Below are 25,741 nucleotides of genomic sequence, written 5' to 3' on the forward strand. Positions count from 1 at the left end.
CGTTCGGTGTCGGCGCTTTCAGCCATTGGTGCCGTTATGTTGTGTCTGCAGACGATAGAGCTCTGCATAGGCGCGGCCGTAGTGCATCAGTTCCGTGTGAGTGCCCTGCTCGATTAATTGGCCTTCTTTCAGGAAGAAGATCCGGTCCGCTTCACGCACGCTGGCCAGACGATGGGTAATAAGCACCACGGTGCGCCCGCGGCCAAGTTCGCGCAAAGACTGAAAGACGACATGTTCGGCCTTTGCATCAAGAGGTGCAGTGGGTTCGTCCCAGATCACCAGGGGCGCATCGCGAAAAATGCCGCGCGCTACTGCAAGTCTCTGCCATTGACCACTTGATAGATCATGGCCACCAATGAACTCACGCGACAAAAGGCAGTTCCAGCCGCCGGGCAATTCCCCTATCACGTCAATTGCTTGAGCGCGTGCGGCTGCCCGATGCAGGTCTTCATCCATGGGGTCGTGACGTGAAGGCTGGCCTAGGCGGACGTTTTCGCGAACGGTGCCTGGCCAGCGCAGTGGATGCTGCGGGACGATACTTACCCGTTCGCGTAACGCATCTATCTGAAGTTGGTGGAGTTCGAAGCCATCCCAGCGGATCGTGCCGCTGGTTGGTCTATAGAGTCCTGCGATCAACTTGGCCAAAGTAGTTTTTCCGGAGCCATTTTCGCCAACCAATGCAACCGTCTGTCCTGCTTGAATACACAACGAGATGTCGTTCAGTGCAACACGTTCACTCATTCCAGGATAGCGGAATCCGACATCCTCCAGCACGATCTCATTCGGTTGTAGGGCGGGTATCACGCTGCCACCAATGGTGTGGTTTGCCATCGCCAATGCAAGAAAGTCGTGATAATCGTCTACATAGAGCGCGCGTTCCGAGATCTCGTGCAGCATGCGCAGGCACTGAGCGAATGCACTGGTTGTGACCTGGATGGCGACGACGGCAGTGCCGGCTAACGCCAGATTCAACCAGCCAGCATGCAGCATGGCGGCGAGGCAACCGAAGGTGAGTAGCAATCCAACTGCCGATAGCAGGCGGCCCCGCAATAGCGTTCGTGCTTCCAGGGTTGCCTGGGTAGTCAAATGCTCTTGTAACGGAATCGCACTGCGCCGATGTTGATCGAGGACGTAGTCCTGTGCCTGGCATGCGCGAATCTCCGCCGCTGCATCGCGCGATGTGGCAAGCTCGGAGATCATCCGCGCATGCCTGGTCAGCGCGATCGTCTTGTCCATTCCTGAATAGTGCAGCCTTGCCGCGGCAAGCGCGGCCCATCCCTCCGGGATGAAGGCCATCGACATGGCGAGAAGCAGCAGCGGATGCAGCCACAGCAAGGCGAGCGAGGCGGCGACAACCGACAGTAGCGCCGACAACGCTTCCGACAAGCAGACGGTCACACGCTCGATATGCAGCGCGCCGCGGTCGCGCGCGCGTTGCATACGATCGAAAAAATGAGGATCGTCGAATGCGGCCAGATCAATAGACAGGCTTGCAGCCAGAATCTGGTCGTCAGCCAGGTGCCGTACCTTGGGCACCAACTGCGCTTGTGCGGACAGACTGGCGGCGTGTGCACCGACTTTTAGCAAATGCGCGAGCAGCAATAAGGCACCGACAGGCAGGAGCTGCGCACCCCAATCTGCTGCAGAAACGCCAGAGAGCAGTACCGTCAACACCTGTCTGAGCAGTAGCAATCCCCATACCGAAGCTGCTGCCGACAACAGCTGGCTGGCGACAAGCAGACGCATGGCAGTTGGCGCAGCTTGGCGAGCGATACCAACGACGGGTCGGATTGCTCTGGTGAGTCGCACTAGGATCGCTCCCAAGTCCTGGGAGGAAGCGTCATCTGCGATACGCCAGTAGGGGCTCTGAATCTGTCCGGGATCGTGTGCCATAGACGTTAAATCTCCAGTCCTCCCTGTAGCAGAATCGATGGCACGCGATGCTGCGGATGCGCCCTGAGCAACTGATAGGCGATTCCACCCAGGCCAGGCATCAAGCCGGGGGATAGGGTGTCGCGCAGTAGTCCGCAGCATGCGCCATGTTCTTCAATACTGGTCAGCACGCTGCCCAGTAATTCGGTCGCCATTTCGCGGTGTTTCGCCGGTTGCAGACGCGCGGCTGTATCGAACAATTCCCATGCGCCAAGATCACCGTGGCAGGCGCAGTGATTCCATCCCAGCCCTTGGCGGCGTGTTGCGTCAGTGGCGATGCGCAGGACTTCGCGGGTCCGCGTATGTGTCAACTGTGGATCAAGGTCTGCGTGTGCAAGGCCGATTCCTACCGCACCGTGACACCACGCAGCGGCGGTTGGATTTCCAGCCAGCATACGTAGATCGCGCCAGTTGCGATGCGCATGGTCGTAGAGGCCATCCTCGAAGGCGAACGCCGCCTGCGCGCATTCGGTATGCAGCTGGCACCCGGTGGCTCGTGCAAGCTTGGTCAGCGCCCAGCCGATTCCTGTTACACCATGGGCGAAGCCGCCGACACCTTCGGGCCAACGGGTGTGGACCCAGTGCATGGCTTCACCATCGCGCGTTCCCGCTTCGCATATTCGGTTGCCGAGCAATACGGCCGTTTCAAGATGACGCTGGTCTTGGGTATGTCTGGCCAACGCAAGCATTGGAACGATCGCACCGGCGCAGCCGGTCAGGATATCGAAGACCTGGTCGGCCTGTGCTGCATCCGGAAGCTCCTGCGCAAGCGCTATCGCATGGTCCAGGGCCGCTTCGATACCGAAATCCGCAAGCACTAGATATGCCCAAAGCTGCGACCCCAGTCCGATGTACCCGCCAGGCGGCAGTGGGCGGAAGCGGATTCCATCGCGCATGAGCCGGCTCCGTTTTGCATCACCCATAATCATCGTGGTGATGCACGCTTGCAGGCAGTGCTCGATGCCATCGACCGGATCGGCACGGCCTTCGGCAGATTCCCTGCGGTAGGCCGCGAGCAACATCGCCATGCCGGCAATACCGTTGTAAACGTCTGGTCCGAGCGGCTGCACCGACCAGCCGTTGGCTGCCAGTACCGGTGCCAGCCACGCAATGCTGCCGTCCTTGCCGATGACCGCATTCCCGACCAGTTGACGCATGAGCACGCAGAGTTGCTGCCGCCGCCTTTGCTCGGCGTCTTCCTGTTGAGGTACCGCGGGCAATAACGAGCGGTCTTCCGGCATCCAGCCATCGTTGACGAATGCACTGATGAGCGACGCCTGGATCACTTCACGCTCAAGTGCGATGTCGGCATTGCGCCAATCGGCCAGTGCGTTGGCGATCAGGTTATCAGCGATCTTCCAGCGGGTATTTCCTGGGCCTGCTAGGCAGCCATCGTCGGTAGTCGCGGAGAAGTACGGGATGTCACCGCTTAGCAGATCGTCGATCTCGGCGTTGAGGACATCTGAATCCTTGGGCACAGATCCCATATTGTCGGCCATGCGCAGCATCAATGAGTAGGCACGCTGGCGTGCCTGTTCGGGATTGTGCAGCGACACTGGATGCCAAAGCATGCGGCCGATTTCTGCATAGGTTTCGGTCGGCCGCGCGACGAAGCGAACGACGCATCCCGCGAATCCTTCCAAATGCGGTCCTAATGCAGCACGGGCATCCATTTCTTGAAGTAACTGCGTCATTTCACCAAAGCCGGCCAACACGTCCGGCCAATAGCGTGCAAGCTCAGGGCGCGCATTCGGGAGATTCTGTGTCTCAAGCGTTCCGCGTGTCTCGCCAAGCCCGATGCGTGCCTTGTCCGTGCCTGCATCGATCATTTCAGGTCGTGCTATCTCTGGCTGTTGGCCGGGTATTGAGCCCAGTGCAGAATGATCCGCACCACGCCATCCAAGCCCGGTGGCGCGGCTAGGCAGCATCCCGATGTTGGCAGCGGTGCCTGCGATGGTGGCGGCAACACGATCCGCCGCTTCGCCAAGACCTGACGCAGGGGCAGGCAGACGCGGTGTAAAAAGTGTCTCGCAGTCGATGATGGTCGGTGCGGACCCATGTGCGATGAGGTTGCCTGCGTGCAGATCGGTGCCTGCAAGTAACCGCATGACCGCCAGCCAGTGGCCGCTGGCGCGATAGAAATCCCGCTGCGCGGAAGGTGTGTCTGCTTGCCGATGAGTGACGAATTCCACCCAGCCGTAGTGACCGCAATCGATGGCGTGGGGTACGTGCATGTTGGTTGCAATTTTCTCGCCTAGCGCTTGGACAAATTGTGCAAGTGCCAAATCGATTGCGACCGACCTAGGTTTGTAGACCAGGGGACCACCAGTGCAACGTACCAGCACCACGCTCTGCCCACCGCAATGGCTGTCGCCCGCTCCGAAAGTGACTTCTAGCAGCAAACCGCAAGTGGCATGCAGTAAGGTCGGCAACAGATGCCGGTCGTTGCACCATCGGTTCGCAAACATGAGCGCTGCGGCGCAGCGATGTGAAACTAAAGTATCGACGCGTTCTGCCAGCCCGGGATAATGCGGGGCCAATGACTGCCAGTAATCCGGCTTGCAAGTCAGTTGCTGGAATGCGGTCCAACGCTCTTCAGCGCTATCGCCATCGAGTCGGGCATTCACCCGGGCGGCATTCAGTTCCAGCAACAACAGACGGGTAAGTTTACCGTGGAGTACCGCCAACAGTGCTTGACGCGTTGCAGTGAGGATGGCCTCGCGTTCCACCTGTTGAAGTGCGACAACCTGGGTGAGCTGGACTGCCAGTTTCTCTAGGGGTGACGAAATCAGGCAATCCAGCGACGTGCCAAAGTCACCGCCTTGCTGGCCGGAGACCATGCCGCCTCAACAGCACTGGAAGGTGGCTGACCCTGTACAAATCGTACCGCACTGCTCGGTGACCGCGGCTGCCTCGCACACGATGTCGGCCTCCGCATAGGCACCGCTGACGAACAACGGACCGGCGGGATTGTCATCGCCGGCATGATTACGCCAATAGTCCACCAGATTGTTCCCAGTCTCTTCGCTCATGAGCAGATCCTTTGTCTTGAAGTGAGATGCGACATTTACGGTGCGGCAAACATGAAATTTCGGCACGAATACTAGATGTATTGATCCTTGAGTAATTGCGTGCAGATGCTGCCGCTTTCCGATGCTATCCGTGAGAGGGTTTGAAAACTGATACTTACGTCTGAAAATAGCCGCCATGATTGGCGGATTCGCCTCGGCCAGATACACGCGCCTGTGCAATCGCGGCGATGCGCGCCTTCGTCAGGGCCTCGCCGATTTGCGGGCCTTGCAAGCCTTCGGCGGCCAGGTCGCGTGCGTTGATCGCCAGGGCGGCGGCATGCAGGCGTTGGAGTTCGGCGCCTTGCGGGTATGCGGCGTCTTCGCTGCCGAGCCTGCCGCGCTTGTCGGCCTCGCAGACCAGCGCCAGTTGCGCGATGCGCTCCGGTCGACGAAATGCATCACAGCGCACCAGTAGTTCGTGCAGCGTGCGGTCGCGCAGTTCCGCCAGACGATGCACGTTGAGGTGCTCGCGGCAGGCGATGACGGCGAGCTGGCGATAGTCTTGCGGCAGCTTGAGCCGTTCGCACAGCGCCTGCAGCGGCGCAACGCCGCGCTGTTCGTGCATCACATGGCGCGGCCATTCGTCCGGCGGTGTCAGCGCCTTGCCCAGGTCGTGGGTCAACGCGGCAAAGCCGATCAGCGCGTCGCCAGGTGCCAGCCGCGCAGCCATGTCGCTGACCATTTCCTGATGGATGCCGGTATCCACTTCCGGATGAAATTCGGCACGTTGAGGGACGCCATACAGCGCATCGATTTCCGGCAGGATGACGCGCAGCGCATCGGTGTCGTGCAACGTGCGCAAAAACGCAGAGGGCTGTGCGCACGTCAGCGCACGACGCAGTTCCTGCCACACGCGTTCGGGCACCAGGCTGTCCAGCTCGCCGCTGGCGGCCATTTCGCGCATCAGTGCGGCAGTGTCCGGTGCGATGCTGAAACCCAGCGGTACCAGCCGTGCCATGAAGCGCGCCGCGCGCAAGACGCGCACGGGGTCTTCGACAAAGGCCGGGCCTACGTGGCGAAGCACGCGCGCTTGCAGATCGCGGGCACCGCCGTACGGGTCGACCAATGTGCCAGTGTCTTCGTCGCGCGCCATCGCGTTGATGGTGAAGTCGCGGCGCAGCAGATCTTCTTCCAGCGTCACCGACGGATCGGCATCCACCACAAACCCGCGGTAGCCGCGCCCGGATTTGCGCTCGGTGCGAGCCAATGCATATTCCTCGCCGCTGCGTGGATGCAGAAACACCGGGAAGTCCTTGCCCACCGGTTTGAAACCCTGTGCCTGCATCTGCGCCTGGTCGGCGCCAACCACCACCCAGTCACGGTCGCCGGCGGGTTGGCCAAGCAAGGCATCGCGGACTGCGCCGCCAACGAGATAGATCTTCATCGCTCCATGATGCCCGATGCGGTGCTTGCGTCGAAACAACTTGCGGCGAGTCCTTGGGGGAGTCTGCTTGCGTGTGGTACCAGGCAGGGTGCCGTTACGTAGTTCCTGGCGTCTGCAAGCGATTGCTGCAGATGGATGATGCGCAAGGCGTCTGGTCTGCGGGTTCGCTGCAGGGCCCTTGCCTGCGCACCATCGCGGGACACGCTGCAAGTACGTCCATGTAAGCTCTTACGCGGCATCCATGCCGCGTAAGGTCCCGCGACGGTGAGCGGGCAAAGGCCAGCCGTGCAGGTCGGTGTGCATGAGTGAGCGCTGCAGAACGTCGCTCTGCGGACCATTGGGGCGTTTTAGCTCTATCTCGCCAGTTCTGCGGCCACACTTGTCGAACGTGATAACGCAGCAAACCGCAGCAGCCCCTGGCACGACCTCGCAGCAATTGCTCCTCGTCCAAGCGCCGACCAACGTCATGATGCGGTGTCCTTGCCGCTTGCGGGACCCTGTGGCGGCATGGATGCCGCTACGGAGCCTCCATGGACGGATTCACGGCGTGTCCCGTAAGCGGTGAGGGCATCGCGCCCTCGACTAGCTGGAGCATGCCGCGCCGAAACTATGAGCCGCGCTCATGTCAGCTGTAGGATGCAACGTCGCGACGACCGAGCTGCGGGTTCGCTGCAGGGCCCTTGCCCGCCCACCATCGCGGGACACGCTGCAAGTACGTCCTTGTAAGCTCTTACGCGGCATCCATGCCGCGTAAGGTCCCGCGACGGTGAGCGGGCAAGGGCCGGTCACGATGGTCGGTGTGCACCATTGAAGCAGTGCATGATTTCATCGATCTGAGCGATACGCGCCGCGCCCGGCTAGGTGCCGCTGTTGAATCGCCGTTTGCACGGTGCGTGACCTTGCAGCTGCAGCGCATCTGGACGTTCCGCTGCGTCAGATCTTGGCGCGTTGTTCCCGCAGACCCGTCAATTGCACAGTCCAATCGTTCAAGCGCGCACGCTCTTGCTCGACGACCGCCGCCGGTGCGTTCTGCACGAAGGTGGCATTGCCAAGTTTGCCGTTGCACTTGCCGATCTCGCTTTCCACGCGCTTGATCTCCTTGTCCAGACGGGTGCGCTCGGCCTCCATGTCGACCAGGCCTTCCAGCGGTACTAGCAGGGTGAGTTCGCCCACGATGGCGGCAGCGGCTGGCGGGGTGTCCTGGCCGGCGTCCAGCCAGTCGATGGCTTCGAGCTTGAGCAAGAACGCCAGCTGCGATGCGAAGCGCGATACCCGCGTGCGGTCGTCGGCGGTGCCGGCCTGCAGCAGCAGCTGCACCTGCTTTGAGGGCGGCACGTTCAACTCGCTGCGTACGCGCCGCAAGGCCGACACCATCGACTTCAACCATTCGACATCGGCGTCTGCGCTGGCGTAGCTGCTGGTGTCCACGTCGCCGACTTGCGGGAACGTCTGCAGGGAGATCGTCGCGGTGGTGATGCCCAGGCGCGGAGCGACCTGTTGCCACAGCTCTTCGGTGACGAACGGGGTGAGCGGGTGCAGCAGGCGCAGCAGCGATTCGAGCACGTACAGCAGGGTGTGGCGCGTGCTGGCGGCAGCGTCGTTGTCCTGCACGGCACCGTTGAGCGCAGGCTTTGCCAGCTCCACGAACCAATCGCAGAAAGCATTCCAGGCGAATTCGTACAACGACTGCGTCAGCAGGTCGAAGCGGTAGTTGGCGTAATGCGCATGCGTTTCCGCAGTGACCTTGTCCAGCCGCGCGAGAATCCACTTCTCCGCTTCGGTACGCGGTTGCGGCACACCGGCAAAGCGCGCGCCTTCAGTGTTCATCAGGACAAAGCGCGTGGCGTTCCACAGCTTGTTGCAGAAATTCTTGTAACCCTCGGCGCGGCCCAGGTCGAACTTGATGTCACGACCATGGGTGGCGAGTGCGGCGATGGTGAAGCGCAGCGCGTCGGCGCCGTGGGCGATGATGCCGTCCGGGAATTCGCGACGCGTGGCTTTTTCGATCTTCTCGGCCATCCGCGGTTGCATCAGCCCGCTGGTGCGCTTGGCGACCAGGTCCTCGATGCTGATGCCGTCGATGATGTCCAGCGGGTCGAGCACATTGCCCTTGGACTTGGACATCTTCTGGCCCTGCGCATCGCGGATCAGGCCGGTGATGTAGACATCACGGAACGGCACCTGCCCGGTGAAGCTATCGGTGGCCATGATCATGCGCGCCACCCAGAAGAAGATGATGTCGAAGCCTGTGACCAGCACGCTAGAGGGCAGATAGCGCTCGAAACCGCGCTCGGCCATCGCATCGGCATCCGGCCAGCCCAGCGTGGAGAATGGCCACAGCTGCGAGGAGAACCAGGTTTCCAGCACGTCGCTGTCCTGATGCAACGCGATCTCTGTGCCCAGGCCGTGTTTCGCACGCACCTCGGCTTCGTCGTGGCCGACATAGCACTTGCCTGCGTCGTCGAACCACGCCGGAATGCGATGCCCCCACCACAGCTGACGGCTGATGCACCAATCCTGGATATTCTCCATCCAGTGGCGATAGGTGTTGATCCAGTTCGGCGGCACGAATTTGATCTGGCCGCTTTCGACCAGCTCCAGGCCACGCTTGGCCAGCGCGTCCATCTTCACGAACCACTGGTCGGTGAGATACGGCTCGATCACTTGGCCGGTGCGGTCGCCGCGGGGTACCTGCAGTTTGTGCGGCTTGGTTTCGACCAACAGGCCCAACTCTTCCAGCTCCGACAACACCAGCTTGCGTGCGTCGTAGCGATCAAGACCCCAGTATTTTTCTGGTATTCCGATATCCCCGGCCATATCGACAACATCAAAAACGCGCCCGCTGTTTTCAGCGGGATTAGATGTCGTCTGATTCATGTGCCAATCGGCAGCCGAATTGCTTACGATTTTTGCTTCTTTGGTCAAGATATTGATCAACGGCAAGTCGTGGCGCACACCCACCTGGTAATCGTTGAAATCATGCGCAGGCGTGACCTTGACCACGCCGGTACCGAAGGCGCGATCGACATAATCGTCGGTGATCACTGGCACTTGCCGGCCGGTCAGCGGCAGCACGATGCGCGCGTTGTGCAGTGTGGCGTAGCGCGCATCGTCCGGGTGCACCATCGCCGCGGTATCGCCCAGCATGGTTTCCGGACGCGTGGTGGCCACCACCAGGTAATCGCGGGTTTCGCGCAGGGTCTCATTGCCGTCGGCGTCGTGCTCGACGTGTTCGTAGGTCACGCCATCGGCCAGCGGGTAGCGGATCGACCACAAAAAACCGTCTTCTTCGACGTTTTCCACTTCCAGGTCGGAGATGGCGGTCTTCAGCACCGGGTCCCAGTTGACCAGCCGCTGGCCGCGATAGATCAGGCCCTGCTCGTACCAGCGCACGAAGGCTTCGTTGACCGCTGCCGACGGTTGCGGGTCCATGGTGAAGGTGCTGCGCGACCAATCGCTGGAGGTGCCCAGGCGACGCATCTGGCGCTCGATGATGTCGCCGGATTCGGCCTTCCATTCCCACACCTTGGCGATGAAACCGTCGCGCCCGAGCGAGTCGCGCGTTTCGCCGTTGCCTTCCAGCGCCAGATTGCGCGACACCACCATCTCGGTGGCAATGCCGGCGTGGTCGGTGCCCACCTGCCACAGCGTGTCGAAGCCGCGCATGCGGTGATAGCGCACCAGCGCATCCATCAGCGTCTGCTGAAACGCGTGGCCCATGTGCAGCGTGCCGGTGACATTGGGCGGCGGCAGCAACACGGTGTACGGCTCGCCCTTGCCGGACGGCACGAAGTAGCCGGCCGCCTCCCATTGCGCGTACAGGCGCGATTCGAAGGAAGAGGGTTCGTAGCTGGAGGCGAGGGTGGTCATAGTGGGGCGGGGATTCGTTGATTCGGGATTTGGGATTGGTTGCGTCATGGGGCCGGCGAGAATCACTGGCAATCCACTCATCAACGTCGGCGGTGGTGTTGTGGAGCGAAGATCGGCGATTCGGGATTCGTCGTTGGGTGCAGTCTTGGGATGCGCAAAAAATCCGCTTTTACCAATCCCCACTCTCCAATCCCCGCCCCACTCACATATCGTATTTGGTCAGTTCCAGGCCCAGGGCCTTGTACTGTTTCCAGCGTTCGCGCAGCGGTTCGCGGGCGGCGGGATCGGCGGGCACCACTTCCAGCACGCGGTCGCAGGCGCCCAGGTACGGGTCGTCGCGCAGGTTGATCACCAGCGGGCGCGAGGGCGCGGCGAACTCCGGCGCGGCGATCAGCACCGGCGCCAGTTCGTCTTCCTCATCGGTGCCGGCGATCTGGTGCGGCACATAGGCTTCGTCGTCGAACGCCCACAACAGGTCATCCAGCGCCTCGGCCTGCGCGGCATCGCGCGCCAGGATCAGCGTGGACAGGTTGGCGTCGTTGGCCTTGCGCGCCAGCTCGCAGACCAGCCGCAGCGGTTCGTCGAGGAAGCGCGGTTTGGCGATCAGGTAGAAATCGGCACGGGGCATGGGAAGGTCACGAAACAGAAGGGAAAACGGATTCAGCGATAAACACGCCGAGCATGAACAGCAGGCCGGAGGCCAGTATCGCCAGCACGAAGCCGCCCATTGCACGCAGGCGCCGGCCCACCGGCCGCGAGCGATACAGATAGATGGGGATGAACACCAGCCAGGCCAGCACCATCCCGATGTTGATCCACGTCGGGCGGTGAAAGCCCTGCCGGCGGCTGTCGGCCGCCAGCCAGACAAAGATCAGCGCCAGCAATAGTGCAAACCGCAGCAGATCGCTGCCAGTGCCGGTCCAGCCGGGCAGCGCGCAGGTGGCCCCGTCCGCCAGGGTGAACCCGGCGATCAGGGCCAGCGCGGCGCGCGGTGACATCAGGCCGCGCGATCCAGCAACCACTGCGTCAACAGACCGACCGGGCGACCGGTGGCCATGCCGCGCTTGCCTTCGTCGCTGGCCACGCCGGCGATGTCCAGATGCGCCCAGCGCTGGTTTTCGGTGAAGCGCGACAGGAAGCAGCCCGCGGTGATCGCGCCACCCCAGCGGCCGCCGATGTTGTAAACGTCGGCAAAGGTGGAATCCAGCAGGCCCTGGTATTCGTCCCACAAGGGCAGGCGCCAGGCGCGGTCGAACACATGCTCGCCGGCGGCCAGCAGTTCGTTGGCCAGGTCGTCGTGCTTGCTCATCAGGCCGGCAGTCTGGTGGCCCAGGGCCACCATGCAGGCGCCGGTCAGCGTGGCCACGTCCACCAGCGCTTCGGGATTGAAGCGCTCGGCGTAGGTCAGCGCATCGCACAGGATCAGGCGGCCTTCGGCATCGGTATTGCCCACTTCGATGGTCTTGCCGGACATGCTGGTGATCACGTCCGAGGGACGATAGGCATTGCCGTCGATGGCGTTTTCCACCGCCGGCACCACCACCACCAGATTGATCGGCAGCTCGGCCTTGACCGTGGCCACGAAGGTGCCGATGACGTTGGCGCCACCGCACATGTCGTACTTCATTTCCTCGATGCCGCCCTGCGTCTTGAGATTGACGCCGCCGGTATCGAAGGTGATGCCCTTGCCGACCAGCACATACGGGCGCGCGTCGCCGCCGCCATTCCACTTCAGCACGATCAGGCGCGGGCGGTTGGCCGAGCCGCGCGCCACCGACAGCAGCGAGCCCATGCCCAGCGCTTCCATCTGCGCCTCGTCCAGGATCTCGGCTTCGGCACCGGCGTACTTGCCGGCAAATGCGGCCGCGGTGTCGGCCAGGTAGGCCGGGGTGCAATAGTTCGGCGGCAGATTACCCAGCTCGCGGGCGAACTCCACGCCCTCGGCGGTCGCAATGCCCACGGCCAGCGCGCGGGCGTCGTCGCCGGCGATCGCAAGCGTGGTCAGGCCGGTCTCGTCGACCTTCTTTTTGCCCAGCGTGGCGGTGTAGCGATACGCCGCATGGTCGCTGACGATGACTGCCTGGCGGATATTCCAGGCCGCGTCGCGGGCCTTGACCGGCAGTTCGGTGAGGGTGAGCAGGGCGGTGCCGACGGCGCCGGTCTTCAGCGCGCGGGTCGCATCGCCGATGGCCTTGAGGTAGGGCGCCACGCCGAACTTGGCGGTCTCGCCCAGCCCGACCACCAACACGCGCGGGGCGGTCACGCCGGGCAGGTCGTGGACCAGGGTGGTGCTGCCGGTCTTGGCAACCACGTCGCCGCGTGTCACCAGGGCCGTCAGGCGGCCCTGGCTGGCGCTGTCCAGCGCCTGCGCGGCGGGCGACAGGGTCTTGTCGGCGAACACGCCAACCACGATGCAGTCGACGGCGGCGCTTGCCGGCGCGTCTTGGTTCAGGGTGAATTGCAGGGCCATTGATCAGATTCCGTAGGCAAATCCGTACAATCGCGGACTGTTTACGCCAACCTGATTAGGCTGGCGGCGCCGCGAACGAATCCGAGAGTTTAAAACAAGCCCACCCTATGCCGAAGCTCGATCGATATCTGCTTAGCGATTTCACCCAGAGCTTCCTGGCCACCTTGATCGTGCTGCTGGTCGTCAGCGTCGGCGGTGTGCTGGTGGATATCCTCGGCAATATCGCCGATGGCCGCATCCCAGCGCGCTTGCTGCTGTCTCAGGTGGGCCTGCAATTCGTGGCCTATCTGCCGATCATCCTGCCGCTGGCGTTGATGCTGGGCCTGTTATTGGCGCTGGCGCGGCTGTACCGCGATTCAGAAATGGCGGTCATTACCGCCATTGGCGTCGGCCCCAGGCGCATGTTGCGACCGATGCTGATGCTGGTGGTGCCGGTGGTGATCATCATCGGACTGTGCTCGCTGTGGCTGGGTCCCTGGGCCAGCCGTACCGCCGAAACCATGCTGGAAGACGCCAACCGCAGCGTGCTGATGGCTGGCCTGGAGTCGGGCAAGTTCACCCCGCTGTCCGGCGGTGGCGTGGTCTACCTGACCACCATCTCCGCCGATGGCAAGGGCCTGGGCAAGGTCTTCATGCAGCGCCAGAAGGACGACCGCATCGATGTGGTCACTGCCCAGCGCGGCGCGATGTTCTTCGAAGGCAAGACCGACCGTTACCTGCGTCTGGAGGATGGCTATCGCATCGAAGGCCCGGCCGCCGGCGACACCCTGGACTACCGCTTGATGAAGTTCGCCAGCAACGACGTGGCCTTGCCCGATCGCACCCGGACCCACGACGCCAACGACCCGGAAGTGATGTGGACCACGCAGCTGCTGTCCGATGAGCGTCCGGCTGCGCGTGCGCAGTTGCACGAGCGCCTGGCGCCGCCCTTGCTGGCGCTGGCCTTCGCGTTGCTGACCCTGCCGCTGTCGCGCAGCGCGCCACGGCAGCAGCGCTACGGCCGGATCATGCTGGCGTTCCTGGCCTACATGGTGGGCACCAATCTGATGATCGTCGGCACCCAGTGGATCGCCAACGGCAAGACCCCGGCTGCGCTGGGCTTGTGGTGGCTGACGCTGCCGCTGCTGGCGGTGGCGGTCTGGGCGTATGCACGCGATGGCCGCGTGCGTCGGCCGAGGGCGAACGCATGAGGCTGACCCCGCGGGTCCATGATTGGTACGTCGGTCGCGTGGTGTTGTTCACCGTGCTGCTGACCTGGGCGGTGCTGCTGGGTCTGGACCTGGTCAATGCCTTCGCCAGCGAGGCCAAGAACATCGGCCAAGGCAGCTACAGCTTCGGTCACGCGGTGGCCTTTGTGGCCTACACCGTGCCGCGTCGCGCTTACACCTTGTTCCCCACCGCCGCAGTGATCGGTGCCCTGATGGGCCTGGGGCAGCTGGCGGCCACATCCGAATTGACCGCCTTGCGCGCGCTGGGCGTGTCGCGCAAGCGCATGTCCGCCTCGGTGGTGGCAGCGATGGCGCTGTTGACCGCGAGCATGGTGATCAGCGGCGAAACCGTCGGGCCATGGGCGCAGAACCAGGCCGACACCCTCAAGGCCAGTGCCCGCTACAACAACAGCATGGCGTCCTCGCGCTATTCGGGCCTGTGGGCACGCGAAGGCGACACCTTCCTCAATGCGCTCAGCGGCGAAGAAAAGCTGCTCGACGGCGGCGGCACCGCGCTCGATCTGCACGATGTGCGGCTGTATCACCTGGATGCCAACGGCAGGCTGCAACAGCTGACCTACGCCTCCGTGGCCGAGCACCGCGATGGCCGCTGGACCTTGCGCCAGGTGCGTCGCGATACCTTCCAGGAACGTTCGGTGCAGCGCGAAACCTTCCCCGAGCTGCCATGGCAATCGCAGCTGAGTCCTGCGGCGCTGGCGGCTGGATTGGCCAAGCCGCGTAATCTCTCGGCGCACGAGCTGGAGCAGAGCATCGAATACCGTCGCCGCAACGGACTGGATGCGCGCGATTACGAAGATCAGTACTGGAGCCGCTGGTTCTACCCGCTCAACGTGTTGGCGTTGTGCATGGCGGCGATTCCGTTCTCGTTCGGTTCGCTGCGCAGCGGCGGCCTGGGCAAGCGCCTGTTTTTGGGCATCTTGTTCGCCCTCGGCTTCTGGCTGCTGCAGCTGTTCTTCGGCCGTATGGCGGGCGCGCTAAAGCTGGATTACCGCATCGCCTACGCACTGCCCCCGATGGTGATGCTGGGCGTGTCGGCGTGGTTGTTCCGGCGGCGCAGTAGTTGAGGTGCGCCGGCTGAGTCTGACCGGATTGGCGATGTGCGTGACGTATGCGGCGCTGACCGCGTTCTGTCTGCGGTTGGCGCACGATCCGGAGGTCAACTACAAGACCCAGCTGGTATGGCAGCAACTGCCAGTGATGTCGCAGATGATGATTGCGGACGCTCTGGGCCTGACGCGCTTGCCTTTCGAGCTACCCTGGGCTGTGGCCTATGTGCTGATGGTGGCGCCCATGCTCCTGGCGCTTTACCTGTTCGGTAGCGTGCTGGAGAGCACCTTCAAAGATTATCGCGCGATTTCGAAGGGCGCATCCAAAAAGGATGAGCGCGGACACTGAGATTCACACTCTTGCGCCGCCCATGCGGCTGTAATGCGACCGCGATTAGCAGAACTCGCACAGTCCGGTCCGTCGCCGCCTACTCCACATCCAACTATCAGGCTGGTGGCTCAAAACGTCGCAGTGGCCTGGTGTCAGTTGCGTGATCATCGTGCCCTGCGAATGAGGCGTTGTGCCATGACGTGGCGTGTGACATTCGGTACCACGTTGTGCCCGCTGACATCGGAATTGCTAGGAAAGCGTAGCGAGAATGCTCATGTGGGTGCGGACGGGCGCGGTCAGACCCTAAGCGTACGAGTGGTCCATGCCACACCAAGCACAGGCCGCGCCAGCATGGTGGCGCGCGCCGTAGCTTTTAGGCTTTGGGTCTGACCATTCGCTGCAATCTGGTTGCGCTTGCGCGGTCATGCCAGGTCAGCCGATCGCGATCGACCAACGCCCACCAGAATCCGAGTCCGCCCAGGGCCAGCGATAGCGTGCCTACCGCATAGCGGATCCACAATGCACGCCAGGAGGCTTGCGGGCCGACCAACCGTAGCCGCCAAGGACGCATGCCCAGGGTCTGGCCGCCGCGTCGCCAGCTCACCGTGGCGTACCCGCCGGCGGCGGCCCAGCAGCACAGCCAAAGCAGCCACTGCCAGGCACTGAACGGTGCGATGTTTTCGCGTGCGGGATGCCCGGCCAGGGTGAAGCCGAGCGTGAAGCCTGAGGAAATCAGCATCCACAGCGCCAGCACTGGCCAGGCGTCGTAGCACATGGACAGCAGCCGCCAGTGCAACAAGGCAGCTGGCCGTGGGGAATCGGATGCGGCGATCGACGTCATGGCGCGAGCATAGCTGGCGCCAGCGATCCGGCAACGCCGCGGTGCAGTAACACTTCCAACCCATCCAGTCGCGGCGTCTTGATGTCCAGCAGCACGGCGTATCGAACACGCGGCGGCCGATGCTGGCTGTGGTAACGGCAGAACGGCTGCGGCCGGTGTTTGGAGTTGGCTTTGATGCTGTTGCCGGTGCGGTGGAGGTTCTTCGGCAGATGTGCGGATTGGCACGTCTCGCGTTACCACGTCGCGCCTGCGTTTCGGGGCGCCCTTGGATGCGGCGGGTTTCTCGGCTACGGCGTCGCGCCCGGGTGCGCTCCTACGTGTGTGATGTGTGCGGATGGATGTGTCGTGGGCGCGCGCGATGGGTCTGCCGGCAACGTTCGTTAACCGCGTGGGTGATGCGTGGCATGCAGCTTCTGCAGGTGCTGCCTGGCCACCAACGTGTAGATCTGGGTGGTCGACAGCGAGCTGTGGCCCAGCAGCATCTGCAGCGCGCGCAGGTCTGCACCATGGTTGAGCAGGTGGGTCGCAAAACTGTGTCGCAGGCCGTGCGGGCTGACCGTTGCCGGGTCGATGCCGGCCACCGCCGCATAGCGTTTGACCAAGGCCCAGAAGTGCTGACGGCTGGGCGGCTGGCGTGCTGCATCGATGAATAGCGGCACCTGGCCGTCCACCGCCGCCACGGCCTTGTGATCGGCCAGCAACGGGCGTGCCTCGTGCAGATAGCGCTCCAGCCAATGCTGCGACTCTTCGCCCAGCGGCACCAGGCGTTCCTTGCTGCCCTTGCCGGTCACGCGCAGCACGCCCTGGCGCAGATTGACGCCCACCGCCGGCAGATTGACCAACTCGCTGACACGCAGCCCCGCGGCGTACATCAACTCGAGCATGGCGCGGTCGCGCAGGCCAAGCGGTGTCTGGATATCCGGCGCCGCCAGCAAGGCCTCGATCTGGGTTTCGGTCAGCGCCTTGGGCAGCGAGCGCGGCAATCGGGGTGGATCCAGCAGGGCGGTGGGGTCATCGCTGCGCACGCCATCGCGCAGGCACAGGCCGTAGAAGGCGCGCAAGGTCGACAACAGCCGGGCATTGCTGCGCGGCGAATATCTGGCCTCGGTCCGCCAGCGCAGGTAATCGAACAACACCGAACGATCGATGCCCAGCAAGCCGCCGCCGGCACCATCGCGCCAGCGTGCCAAGCCTTCCAGATCGCGCCGGTAACTGTCCAGCGTCTGCCGCGCCACACCTTGCTCGGCCCACAAGCGATCCAGAAAGCGCTCGATGGCGGCGGCATCGGCCGCCTGCACCGGCGGCAGCTGTTGGGTGAGTTGGCGACGTTCGGCGGGACTGCTGGCTGACATCGCCACAGCATAGAGCGTGCCGCGCATATTGCGAGGCGCCACGGTGGTGATCGGCCACCTATCGCCAGCGCGTGCCTTGCCGTATCGCGCCTAAGGGTTTGGCGCCCCCAAGGGCAGTCGCATACCGCGCCTGATGCTGCTCGCCAGCGTGGCGGCCAGCTCACGGATCGTGGCAAACCACACTCAGGACAACATGCAAAGGCACACCCGATCACATACGTAGGAGCGCACCCGGGCGCGAGGCCGTTGGCCAGGAAAAACCCGCCGCACCCAATCCCGCTCCGGTGCTCTCCAAGCGCTGCCTTGGCAGCACCAGCGTGACAAGCCCTACGTCTGACCTCGCAGCGCCATGGATCACGCACGTAGGAGCGCACCCGGGCGCGAGGCCGTTGGCCGGGAAAACCCGCCGCACCCAATCCCGCTCCGGTGCTCTCCAAGCGCTGCCTTGGCAGCACCAGGCGTAACAAAGCCCTACGTCTGACCTCGCAGCGCCATGGATCACACACGTAGGAGCGCACCCGGGCGCGACGGCCTTCACCGGAAATCCCGCCGCACCCAATCCCGCTTCAATGCGCCAAACGCTGACTTGGCAGTGCCAAGCGCAACAATCCGCTCGTCTGCACTGGAGGCGCCACGAACCCACCGGCCGGCGAACGAACAAACTGTCGCGGCCGCTGCCTGGCTTCATCCGCCCTGTGCGAGAATCCAATCACCCCGATTCCACTGGATGCGTGAATGTATCGTCTTGTTATCGCCGCGCTGCTGGGCGCGCTCAGCCTTACCGCCTGCGCACAATCGTCGCAGCCTGCGGCAAGCGCCGCCGGCGCCAAGCCAGCCGCCGCTGCCCCCGCCGCCGCGACTGGCAATGTGGATCAGCGCGTCGGCGCCGCCCTCAAGGCACTGGATCCGGACTTCAAGCCGGATTACATCGGCGCCGCGCCGTTCCCCGGGTTCCGCGAGGTGGTGGTCGGTGGACAGGTGCTGTACGTCAGCGATGACGGCCGTTATCTGATCCAGGCGCAGCCGTTCGACATCCAGAACAAGCAGTTTGCCGCTAGCCCGGGCCTGCTGGCGTACCGCCGCAAGCAGCTGGACACCGTGCCCAAGGCCGACCGCATCGTGTTCGCACCGGCCAACCCCAAGTACACCGTCACCGTGTTCACCGACGTGGAATGCGGCTACTGCCGCAAGCTGCACAGCGAGATCGGCGAGCTCAACAAGCAGGGCATCGCGGTCGAATATCTGGCCTTCCCGCGCATGGGCCTGGGTAGCCAGGACCACAAGGAAATGATCGCCGTGTGGTGCGCGGCCGACCGCAAGCAGGCCTTGACGGCGGCCAAGTCGGGCCAGCCAGTCAATGCCAAGGACTGCAAGAACCCGGTGTCGATGGAATACACGCTGGGTCAGCGTCTTGGCGTCAACGGCACCCCGGCGATCTTTGCGCCCGACGGCACCCAGCTGGGTGGTTACCTGCCGCCGGCGCAGCTGCGCGAAGCGTTGGAAAAGCGCGCCGTCACCACCGCCGGTGGCAGCCGCTAAGCTGGAATATGTGAGTCTGGCAGTAGTGGCGCGCCGGTAAGGCGCGTCGCCACGACGGGACACGCTTGAGGAAGGGCTGGATGCGCATGCATCCGGCCCTTCGTCGTTTTAGCGGCATTGCCGTGCGGAAAAAGGCAGTGGTCAGTGGCTGACTGGAGCGATGCCAGGCAAGCATCCAGCCTGGAAGCCGACTTCCAACTACCCAGACCCAGACCCAGACCCAGACCCAGACCACAGACCACAGACCACAGACCACAGACCACAGACCACAGACCACAGACCACAGACCACAGATCCCAATCCCCAATCCCCAATCCCCAATCCCCAATCCCCAATCCCCAATCCCCAATCCCCAATCCCCAATCCCCAATCCCGGCCCGCACCGACCAACCTCCGCTACAATGATCGGCCCCGTTTCTGACACGGTTCCCCGGACATGATGGTCCTCGAGGGCGCTTCCGCCCTTTCGCCGTTCCGCCGCGCTCGGCTCGAAACCCGCCTGCAAACCCTCGTCCCCGCGCTGCGCATTACCGGCGCCTGGCACGTGTATTTCATCCGCGCCGAGGCCGGGCAGTCGCCCGATCAGGCCACCTTGCAGCGGATCCTGCAGGCCGAAGCGGACCCCGCGCCGCGCGACGAACAGGCGTCCTCGCATTACGTGGTGCCGCGTCTGGGCACGCTGTCGCCGTGGTCGAGCAAGGCCACCGAACTGGTGCGCGGTGCCGGGCAGCCGATCCAGCGCGTAGAGCGCGGCACCCGCATCGATCTGGTCGGTTGGCCGGACGACGCAGCTACCAGGGCCGCCGTGGCCAAGCTGCTGCACGACCCGATGACGCAATCGCTGCTCGGCTCGGCCGCCGCCGCCGAGGCGCTATTCAACGTGCCCGACCCGGGCCATCTGCAGCGCGTGCCGCTGGATGGGCTGGAGCAGGCCAACCGCGACCTGGGCCTGGCCCTGGCGCAGGACGAGATCGACTACCTGCGCGAGCGCTTCGCCGAACTGGGGCGCGACCCGGCCGATGTCGAGCTGATGATGTTTGCGCAGGCCAATTCCGAGCACTGCCGGCACAAGATCTTCAACGCCAGCTGGACCATCGACGGCAAGCCGCAGGAACGCTCGCTGTTCCGCATGATCAAGCACACCCACCAGCAGACCCCGCAAAACACGTTGTCGGCCTATAGCGACAATGCGGCGGTGGTGGAAGGCGTGCCGGCCGCGCGCTATCGCCCGGATCCGGCCACCGGCCAGTACCGCAGTGAAGCGGTGCTGCCGTCGGCATTCGCCATTAAGGTGGAAACGCATAATCACCCGACCGCGATCGCGCCGTTTCCCGGTGCGGCCACCGGTGCCGGTGGCGAGATCCGCGACGAAGGCGCCACCGGACGCGGCGGCAAGCCCAAGGCTGGCCTGACCGGTTTCACGGTGTCGCACCTGCGTATTCCGACCCTGCCTCAGCCGTGGGAAGCGCCGCGCGCGCTGAACCCGCGCATGGCTCCGGCCCTGGACATCATGCTCGACGGCCCGCTGGGCGGCGCCGCATTCAACAACGAATTCGGCCGGCCGAATCTGCTCGGGTATTTCCGCAGCTTCGAACTGGCCGAAGGCCCGGGCCTGACCCGCGCCTACGACAAGCCGATCATGCTGGCCGGCGGCCTGGGCGCGATCGATCGCAATCAGGTCGAAAAGCTGCGCCTGCAGCCAGGCGATGCGGTGATCGTGCTGGGCGGCCCGGCGATGCTGATCGGCCTGGGCGGCGGTGCGGCCAGTTCAGTGGCCGCCGGCGATAGCGCCGAGGCGCTGGATTTTGCCAGCGTGCAGCGCGAGAACCCGGAAATGGAGCGCCGCTGCCAGGAGGTCATCGACCGCTGCGTGGCGCTGGGCATCGACAACCCGATCCGCTGGTTCCACGACGTAGGTGCAGGCGGCCTGTCCAACGCGATTCCCGAGCTGCTGCATGACTCCGGCGTGGGCGGCATCATCGACCTGGGCCGCGTGCTCAGCGACGACCCGTCGTTGTCGCCGCTGGAACTGTGGTGCAACGAATCGCAGGAACGCTACGTGCTGGGCGTGCCGCAGGTGCGTCTGCAGGAGTTTGCCGCGATCTGCGCCCGCGAACGCTGCCCGTTCGCCGCCGTCGGCATCGCCACGGCCGAGGAGCGGCTGGTGGTGGGATACGGCGTCCTTGACGCCGGGAATCGGGAATCGGGAATCGGGAATGGCAACGGCGCCACGCCGGTTGCCGACGCTGCTGCTTCAAACCATTCCCGATTCTCCAATCCCGATTCCCAGCTCCCCATCGACCTGCCCATGGACGTGCTTTTCGGCAAGGCGCCGAAGATGCATCGCGATGCGGTGCATCCGCCGGCACCACAGTGGCCGGTGTTGCAGACGGCGACGCTGGATCTGCAGCAGGCCGGTTTGCGCGTGCTGGCGCATCCCACGGTGGCGTCCAAGAGCTTTCTGGTCACCATCGGCGACCGCAGCGTGGGTGGCTTGACCGCGCGCGAACAGATGATCGGCCCGTGGCAGCTGCCGCTGGCTGACTGCGCGATCACCCTGGCCGGGTTCGAGACGTTTTCCGGCGAGGCGATGTCGATCGGCGAGCGCACGCCGCTGGCGCTGTTGAACGCTGCCGCGTCCGCGCGCATGGCGGTGGGCGAAGCGATCACCAATCTGTGCGCTGCTCCGGTGCAGTCGCTGGACAGCATCAAGCTGTCGGCCAACTGGATGGCCGCCGCCGGCCACGCTGGCGAAGACGCCTTGTTGTACGACGCGGTACGTGCGATCGGCATGGAACTGTGCCCCGCGCTGGAGCTGAGCGTGCCGGTGGGCAAGGACTCGCTGTCGATGCAGGCGCAGTGGGTTGCCGGGAATGGGGAATCGGGAATTGGGAATGGTGAACTGCCAGAGCCCTCCGCTTCTTCCATTCCCGATTCCCGATTCCCGATTCCCGGTGAAACGCTGAAAAGCGTTTCACCTGTGTCGCTGATCATCAGCGCCTTCGCGCCGGTCGGCGATGTGCGGACGCAGCTGACGCCGTTGTTGCGCAACGACGAAGAAAGCGAGCTGTGGTTGATCGGGCTGGGCGGGGGCAAGCAGCGTTTGGGTGGGTCGGTGCTGGCGCAGGTGTATGCCGACGATGCGGCCTTGCCGGCGTTCGGCGGCGACGTGCCGGATCTGGAGGACGCACAACGGCTGCGCAGTTTCTTTGAATTGATCCGCGATGCGCGCGAAAGCGGCCTGTTGCTGGCGTATCACGATCGCAGCGATGGCGGTGCGTTTGCGGCGCTGTGCGAGATGGCCTTTGCCTCGCGCCAGGGCCTGGATATCACGCTGGATGCGTGGGGCGACGACGCGTTCCGCAGCCTGTTCAATGAAGAACTCGGTGCGGTGGTGCAGATCGCCAGCGAAGATCGCGCCGCGTTTGCGGATCTGGTCGAACGCCATGCACTGACCGAGTGCGCGCAACGTATCGCGCGTCCAACCGGCGCGCCGCGCGTGCGGGTGAGCGGGCAGGGGCGGGTGCTGGCGGAATGGCGTTGGGAGGAGTTGTTCGATGCGTGGTGGTCGGTGACCCATGCCATGCAGAAGCTGCGCGACAACCCGGACAGTGCCGACGAAGAGCGCGCGCTGGCGCGCGATTTCCAGGCGCCCGGGCTGCGTCCCACGTTGGTGTTCGACCCGTCCGAGGATGTGGCCGCGCCGTTCGTGGCGACCGGCGCGCGGCCCAAGGTGGCGATCCTGCGCGAGCAGGGCGTCAACGGGCAGATCGAAATGGCCTACAACTTCGAGCGCGCCGGGTTCAGTGCATTCGATGTGCACATGAGCGACCTGATCGAAGGGCGCGTGGATCTGGCGCAATTTTCCGGCTTCGCCGCCTGTGGCGGTTTCAGCTACGGCGACGTGCTGGGCGCCGGCCGCGGCTGGGCCACCTCGATCCTGGAGCGCACCGCGTTGCGCGATGCGTTTGCCGCGTTTTTCGCACGTAGCGATACGTTCGCGCTGGGTGTGTGCAACGGCTGCCAGATGCTCAGCCAGCTCAAGGACATCATTCCCGGTGCCGGGCATTGGCCGCGTTTCTTGCGTAATCGCAGCGAGCAGTTTGAAGCGCGCACCGCGCTGCTGGAAGTGGTGGAGTCGCCGTCGATCTTCCTGCGCGGCATGGCGGGCTCGCGGATTCCGGTGGCGGTGGCGCATGGCGAAGGCCGTGCGGAGTTCGAGACTGCCGTGGACCAGGCCGCCGCACGCGTGGCGCTGCGCTTCATCGATGGCAACGGCGCGGTGGCATCGCAGTATCCGCTCAACCCGAACGGGTCGCCGGACGGCATCACCGGGCTGACCAGCACCGATGGCCGCGCCACCATCCTGATGCCGCATCCCGAGCGCACGCCGCGCACGGCAAACCTGAGTTGGCATCCGGCCGACTGGGGCGACGACTCGCCGTGGCTGCGCATGTTCCGTAATGCGCGGGTGTGGTGCGGTTGAGTGAGGTGATCCCGAGCCGCGTGCGCTAAGCGCGCGTCACGCGTCTCCCTGACGGCCGTGTGCAGCGATGCACACGGCCGTTTTCGTTTGTGCCCACGGTCTGATGCCACCGCGTCGCAAGGTGGCTGCGCGACGGTCTGGATGGATTGGGTTGCATCGCGCATCGCCATGCAGCGGTGCGGCGATGCTGTCGCTGAAAGAGGCGTGCACTCGGTGCGTTCTAGCCGGCTGCTGGCGCGTACGGGTCGGTCTATCCATGTGTTCCGGGCGGTGCGTTGCGGCAACGCGGCCCAGCAACTCGGCGATCGACACAGTGTCGCGCCTGGTCATGCCGACTTGGCTGTGCAGTCGCGGCTAGGTTTCGTAAAGACAATAACGTTTTCTTGAAGTAAATTTGAGGGTTGCTAGTTATTCGCATCAAAGGTTTTTTGCGTGCGTGATGCGCTCCGTATTTAGTTGTTTGGGTGTTCAATAAACTCATCTAGCGTTACGTCTTTAGTGTAAGCAGCACGTCTGTCACGCACTCGGAGGCGCTTATTTTTCAAGGTAAGTCTCGGTGAAGGGAGGCTGCTGCGCTCGATAAAACCTTGGCGTGACGCACGCAAATCAGGTGTGCGGTGGTCGGTTATCACACGCCCGGAAATGCTGAAGAGTAAGTGTTCAATGAGGAGTATCGAAAATGCCGAGGGTGGCCGCCCTCCGATAAGACGATGCATTATTCGATTATCTCGAACATGCCGGCGCGGGGCCGTCTGCCTGTGTGCCGCGGCCTGGTCGCTGCCATCTGCGTAGTGCTGGTGGGCAGTGCCATCACATTCACCGCAATGGCGCAGGCGCGTAGTCCGACGACGCCGTACAGCGTGGTCGATGGCTAACGTCTGTGTGCGCAGTGACCGGCTGTCGCTGACGCGTCGACGGGTTCGGTTGCCGTTGCGGTGGAGCCGGCGCTCTCGTCCAGCGCGGCGATGTTGGTCGAAGACGACACCGGCGTACTTCCATTCGTCGACGCGCGCGATGTCATTGCTCTTGGGGCAGCAAGCAATGCGCTTGCCGATGGCGCCAGCGCGCTGGGAGCGGGCAGCCCGGCATTGGCGCGCGATGCGACCGCGGTGGGGTGCAAATGCGATGGCGATCGGCACATCTGCAGTGGTGGTTAGCGGAGTTGCAACGGTGCACGACTACGACGCGTTCTGCTTTGTTGTCGGCAGCAACGAGCAAACCACCGAGGCCGCCGGTGTTGTGTCCAGCGCGATCGGTGGCGGTGCCAATGCGGTCGACGCGCTCATGACGGCAATAGTCGGCACCGGCGGTGACACGTGCGCTGCGGCGTTGCGACGCCGATGATCTGAACTGCAGGCAGGATGCCCAAGTCCTGCAAAACGGCACGATCCAGCGCGGCGTGTCCACTGGGGCCAGGACTGCGGGTGTGCTCACCTTCCAGGCGTCCGCAGGCCAGTTACTGAGCTTTCTCAGCGTCGGTGGCAGCGGGCAGGCGTCGCTGTATGGCGCACTGGGCCGCGCGCCCAGCGCCGACGACAACGACAACGCCTCCATGCGCAGCAGCACCAGCCAGGCATTGCGCTTCACCGCGCCGCGCGCAGGTTCAAACGTGAGGACGCCATCTTCGACGGCGTGAGCCTGCTGGAGCGCCAAGGAGCCGACGTCTGGCATCGATGCAGGGCGCGGTCGTCATTTCCTTGGCGCAAATGGATCCAGCGCTGCTAGCGGCGAAGCTGCCGGACAACAACGGCCGACACGCAGCGGGCTGACCCGTCATCTGACCTGCTCCTGGTGTGTTTTTGCGCAACCAAGCCCCTTGGCGTCTCGCCAGCGGGTTTTTTTGTCTGCAAAAGACATGGCTATTCAGCTTGGAAATGTCTTGAGAGACATGATCTAGGTCGCTGTTTTCCAAAGAATTATCAAAAATCTAATAAAAGCAAGCAGAAGTGTGACGAAAAGCACTCTTATCTTCGCTTTCTGTCAAAAACTTGACGCCAGATTTGACGGCTGTTAACACTTCGCGCAGTTCTATGGTTGGGTAGCGTTCACTTTTTGACTATCCAGGGTGCAGGCGCAAGCCGTCCATCGCCGCAAGGCCCATAGGCGCACAACCACGGGGAATCGCGTGGCCGAAAGGCCTTCCGAGGGTGGGCGCTCGCCAAAAACCAGTCCCAACAACTCAGGAGTAGT

At 63.7% G+C, this 25,741-nt stretch carries 17 protein-coding genes; 7 read left to right on the plus strand and 10 right to left on the minus strand.

Translation table 11 applies throughout. The annotated features are described in order from the left end of the window. Nucleotides 1-18 precede the first annotated feature (18 nt). The 8 genes from VC212_RS04800 to VC212_RS04835 all read right to left on the minus strand — a co-directional run bounded on the left by VC212_RS04800 (nucleotide 19) and on the right by VC212_RS04835 (nucleotide 12,727). Entirely contained in the window at nucleotides 19-1,746 is a 1,728-nt protein-coding gene (locus VC212_RS04800) for an ATP-binding cassette domain-containing protein (protein WP_323514321.1), read from the minus strand. A gap of 152 nt (nucleotides 1,747-1,898) precedes the next feature. Further along, nucleotides 1,899-4,772 (minus strand): type 2 lanthipeptide synthetase LanM family protein, encoded by a 2,874-nt coding sequence (locus VC212_RS04805; RefSeq protein WP_323514320.1) that lies wholly within the window; start codon nucleotides 4,770-4,772, stop codon nucleotides 1,899-1,901. Between the two features lie 6 nt (nucleotides 4,773-4,778). Next, the gene (locus tag VC212_RS04810) at nucleotides 4,779-4,964 is read right to left on the minus strand and encodes a DUF6229 family protein (protein WP_055850733.1); all 186 of its coding nucleotides are present in this window, start codon (nucleotides 4,962-4,964) and stop codon (nucleotides 4,779-4,781) included. 154 nt (nucleotides 4,965-5,118) lie between these two features. Then, entirely contained in the window at nucleotides 5,119-6,387 is a 1,269-nt protein-coding gene (locus VC212_RS04815; protein WP_323514319.1) for a multifunctional CCA addition/repair protein, read from the minus strand. A gap of 933 nt (nucleotides 6,388-7,320) precedes the next feature. After that, nucleotides 7,321-10,257: a valine--tRNA ligase gene (locus VC212_RS04820; protein WP_323514318.1), complete on the minus strand. Its 2,937-nt coding sequence runs from the start codon at nucleotides 10,255-10,257 to the stop codon at nucleotides 7,321-7,323. A gap of 202 nt (nucleotides 10,258-10,459) precedes the next feature. Then, on the minus strand, nucleotides 10,460-10,885 hold the full coding sequence (locus tag VC212_RS04825) for a DNA polymerase III subunit chi (protein ID WP_057673282.1): 426 nt from the start codon (nucleotides 10,883-10,885) through the stop codon (nucleotides 10,460-10,462). Between the two features lie 7 nt (nucleotides 10,886-10,892). Next, the gene (locus VC212_RS04830; RefSeq protein WP_115512566.1) at nucleotides 10,893-11,255 is read right to left on the minus strand and encodes a hypothetical protein; all 363 of its coding nucleotides are present in this window, start codon (nucleotides 11,253-11,255) and stop codon (nucleotides 10,893-10,895) included. After that, nucleotides 11,255-12,727: a leucyl aminopeptidase gene (locus tag VC212_RS04835; RefSeq protein ID WP_115552985.1), complete on the minus strand. Its 1,473-nt coding sequence runs from the start codon at nucleotides 12,725-12,727 to the stop codon at nucleotides 11,255-11,257. Before VC212_RS04835 ends, VC212_RS04830 begins: the two co-directional genes overlap by 1 nt. A gap of 107 nt (nucleotides 12,728-12,834) precedes the next feature. Here VC212_RS04835 and lptF point away from each other — a divergent pair, with 107 nt between their 5' ends. Genes lptF through VC212_RS04850 form a run of 3 tightly spaced genes read left to right on the plus strand, consistent with a single transcriptional unit; the run spans nucleotide 12,835 to nucleotide 15,351 of the window. Beyond that, nucleotides 12,835-13,917, plus strand: coding sequence for an LPS export ABC transporter permease LptF (gene lptF / locus VC212_RS04840; RefSeq protein WP_055850748.1), 1,083 nt, complete (start codon nucleotides 12,835-12,837; stop codon nucleotides 13,915-13,917). After that, nucleotides 13,914-15,020 carry an LPS export ABC transporter permease LptG gene (gene lptG / locus VC212_RS04845; protein WP_055850750.1) on the plus strand — a complete coding sequence of 369 codons (1,107 nt, stop codon included), beginning with the start codon at nucleotides 13,914-13,916 and terminating at the stop codon, nucleotides 15,018-15,020. The genes lptF and lptG overlap by 4 nt, the downstream gene beginning before the upstream one ends. Before the next feature lie 37 nt (nucleotides 15,021-15,057). Further along, nucleotides 15,058-15,351: a hypothetical protein gene (locus tag VC212_RS04850; RefSeq protein ID WP_323514317.1), complete on the plus strand. Its 294-nt coding sequence runs from the start codon at nucleotides 15,058-15,060 to the stop codon at nucleotides 15,349-15,351. Nucleotides 15,352-15,706: 355 nt separating this feature from the next. On the opposite strand, the gene VC212_RS04855 is transcribed toward VC212_RS04850, so the two are convergent. Both VC212_RS04855 and xerD read right to left on the minus strand, forming a co-directional pair. Next, complete coding sequence (locus tag VC212_RS04855; protein WP_323514316.1) at nucleotides 15,707-16,174, minus strand: RDD family protein; 468 nt, start codon at nucleotides 16,172-16,174, stop codon at nucleotides 15,707-15,709. Nucleotides 16,175-16,554: 380 nt separating this feature from the next. Continuing rightward, complete coding sequence (xerD, locus tag VC212_RS04860) at nucleotides 16,555-17,526, minus strand: site-specific tyrosine recombinase XerD (protein ID WP_055851414.1); 972 nt, start codon at nucleotides 17,524-17,526, stop codon at nucleotides 16,555-16,557. A gap of 735 nt (nucleotides 17,527-18,261) precedes the next feature. Between xerD and VC212_RS04865 the strand changes: the two genes are divergently transcribed. The 4 genes from VC212_RS04865 to VC212_RS04880 all read left to right on the plus strand — a co-directional run bounded on the left by VC212_RS04865 (nucleotide 18,262) and on the right by VC212_RS04880 (nucleotide 25,187). Continuing rightward, entirely contained in the window at nucleotides 18,262-19,065 is an 804-nt protein-coding gene (locus tag VC212_RS04865) for a DsbC family protein (RefSeq protein WP_055850758.1), read from the plus strand. A gap of 436 nt (nucleotides 19,066-19,501) precedes the next feature. Beyond that, a complete protein-coding gene (gene purL, locus VC212_RS04870) occupies nucleotides 19,502-23,551 on the plus strand; it encodes a phosphoribosylformylglycinamidine synthase (protein ID WP_323514315.1) in 4,050 nt (1,349 codons plus the stop codon). Between the two features lie 1,170 nt (nucleotides 23,552-24,721). Next, nucleotides 24,722-24,895: a hypothetical protein gene (locus VC212_RS04875; RefSeq protein ID WP_161964619.1), complete on the plus strand. Its 174-nt coding sequence runs from the start codon at nucleotides 24,722-24,724 to the stop codon at nucleotides 24,893-24,895. 55 nt (nucleotides 24,896-24,950) lie between these two features. Continuing rightward, the gene (locus tag VC212_RS04880) at nucleotides 24,951-25,187 is read left to right on the plus strand and encodes a hypothetical protein (protein WP_323514313.1); all 237 of its coding nucleotides are present in this window, start codon (nucleotides 24,951-24,953) and stop codon (nucleotides 25,185-25,187) included. Nucleotides 25,188-25,741: the final 554 nt, after the last annotated feature.

This window comes from Xanthomonas sp. WHRI 8932A, assembly GCF_035012785.1.
Classification (GTDB): domain Bacteria; phylum Pseudomonadota; class Gammaproteobacteria; order Xanthomonadales; family Xanthomonadaceae; genus Xanthomonas.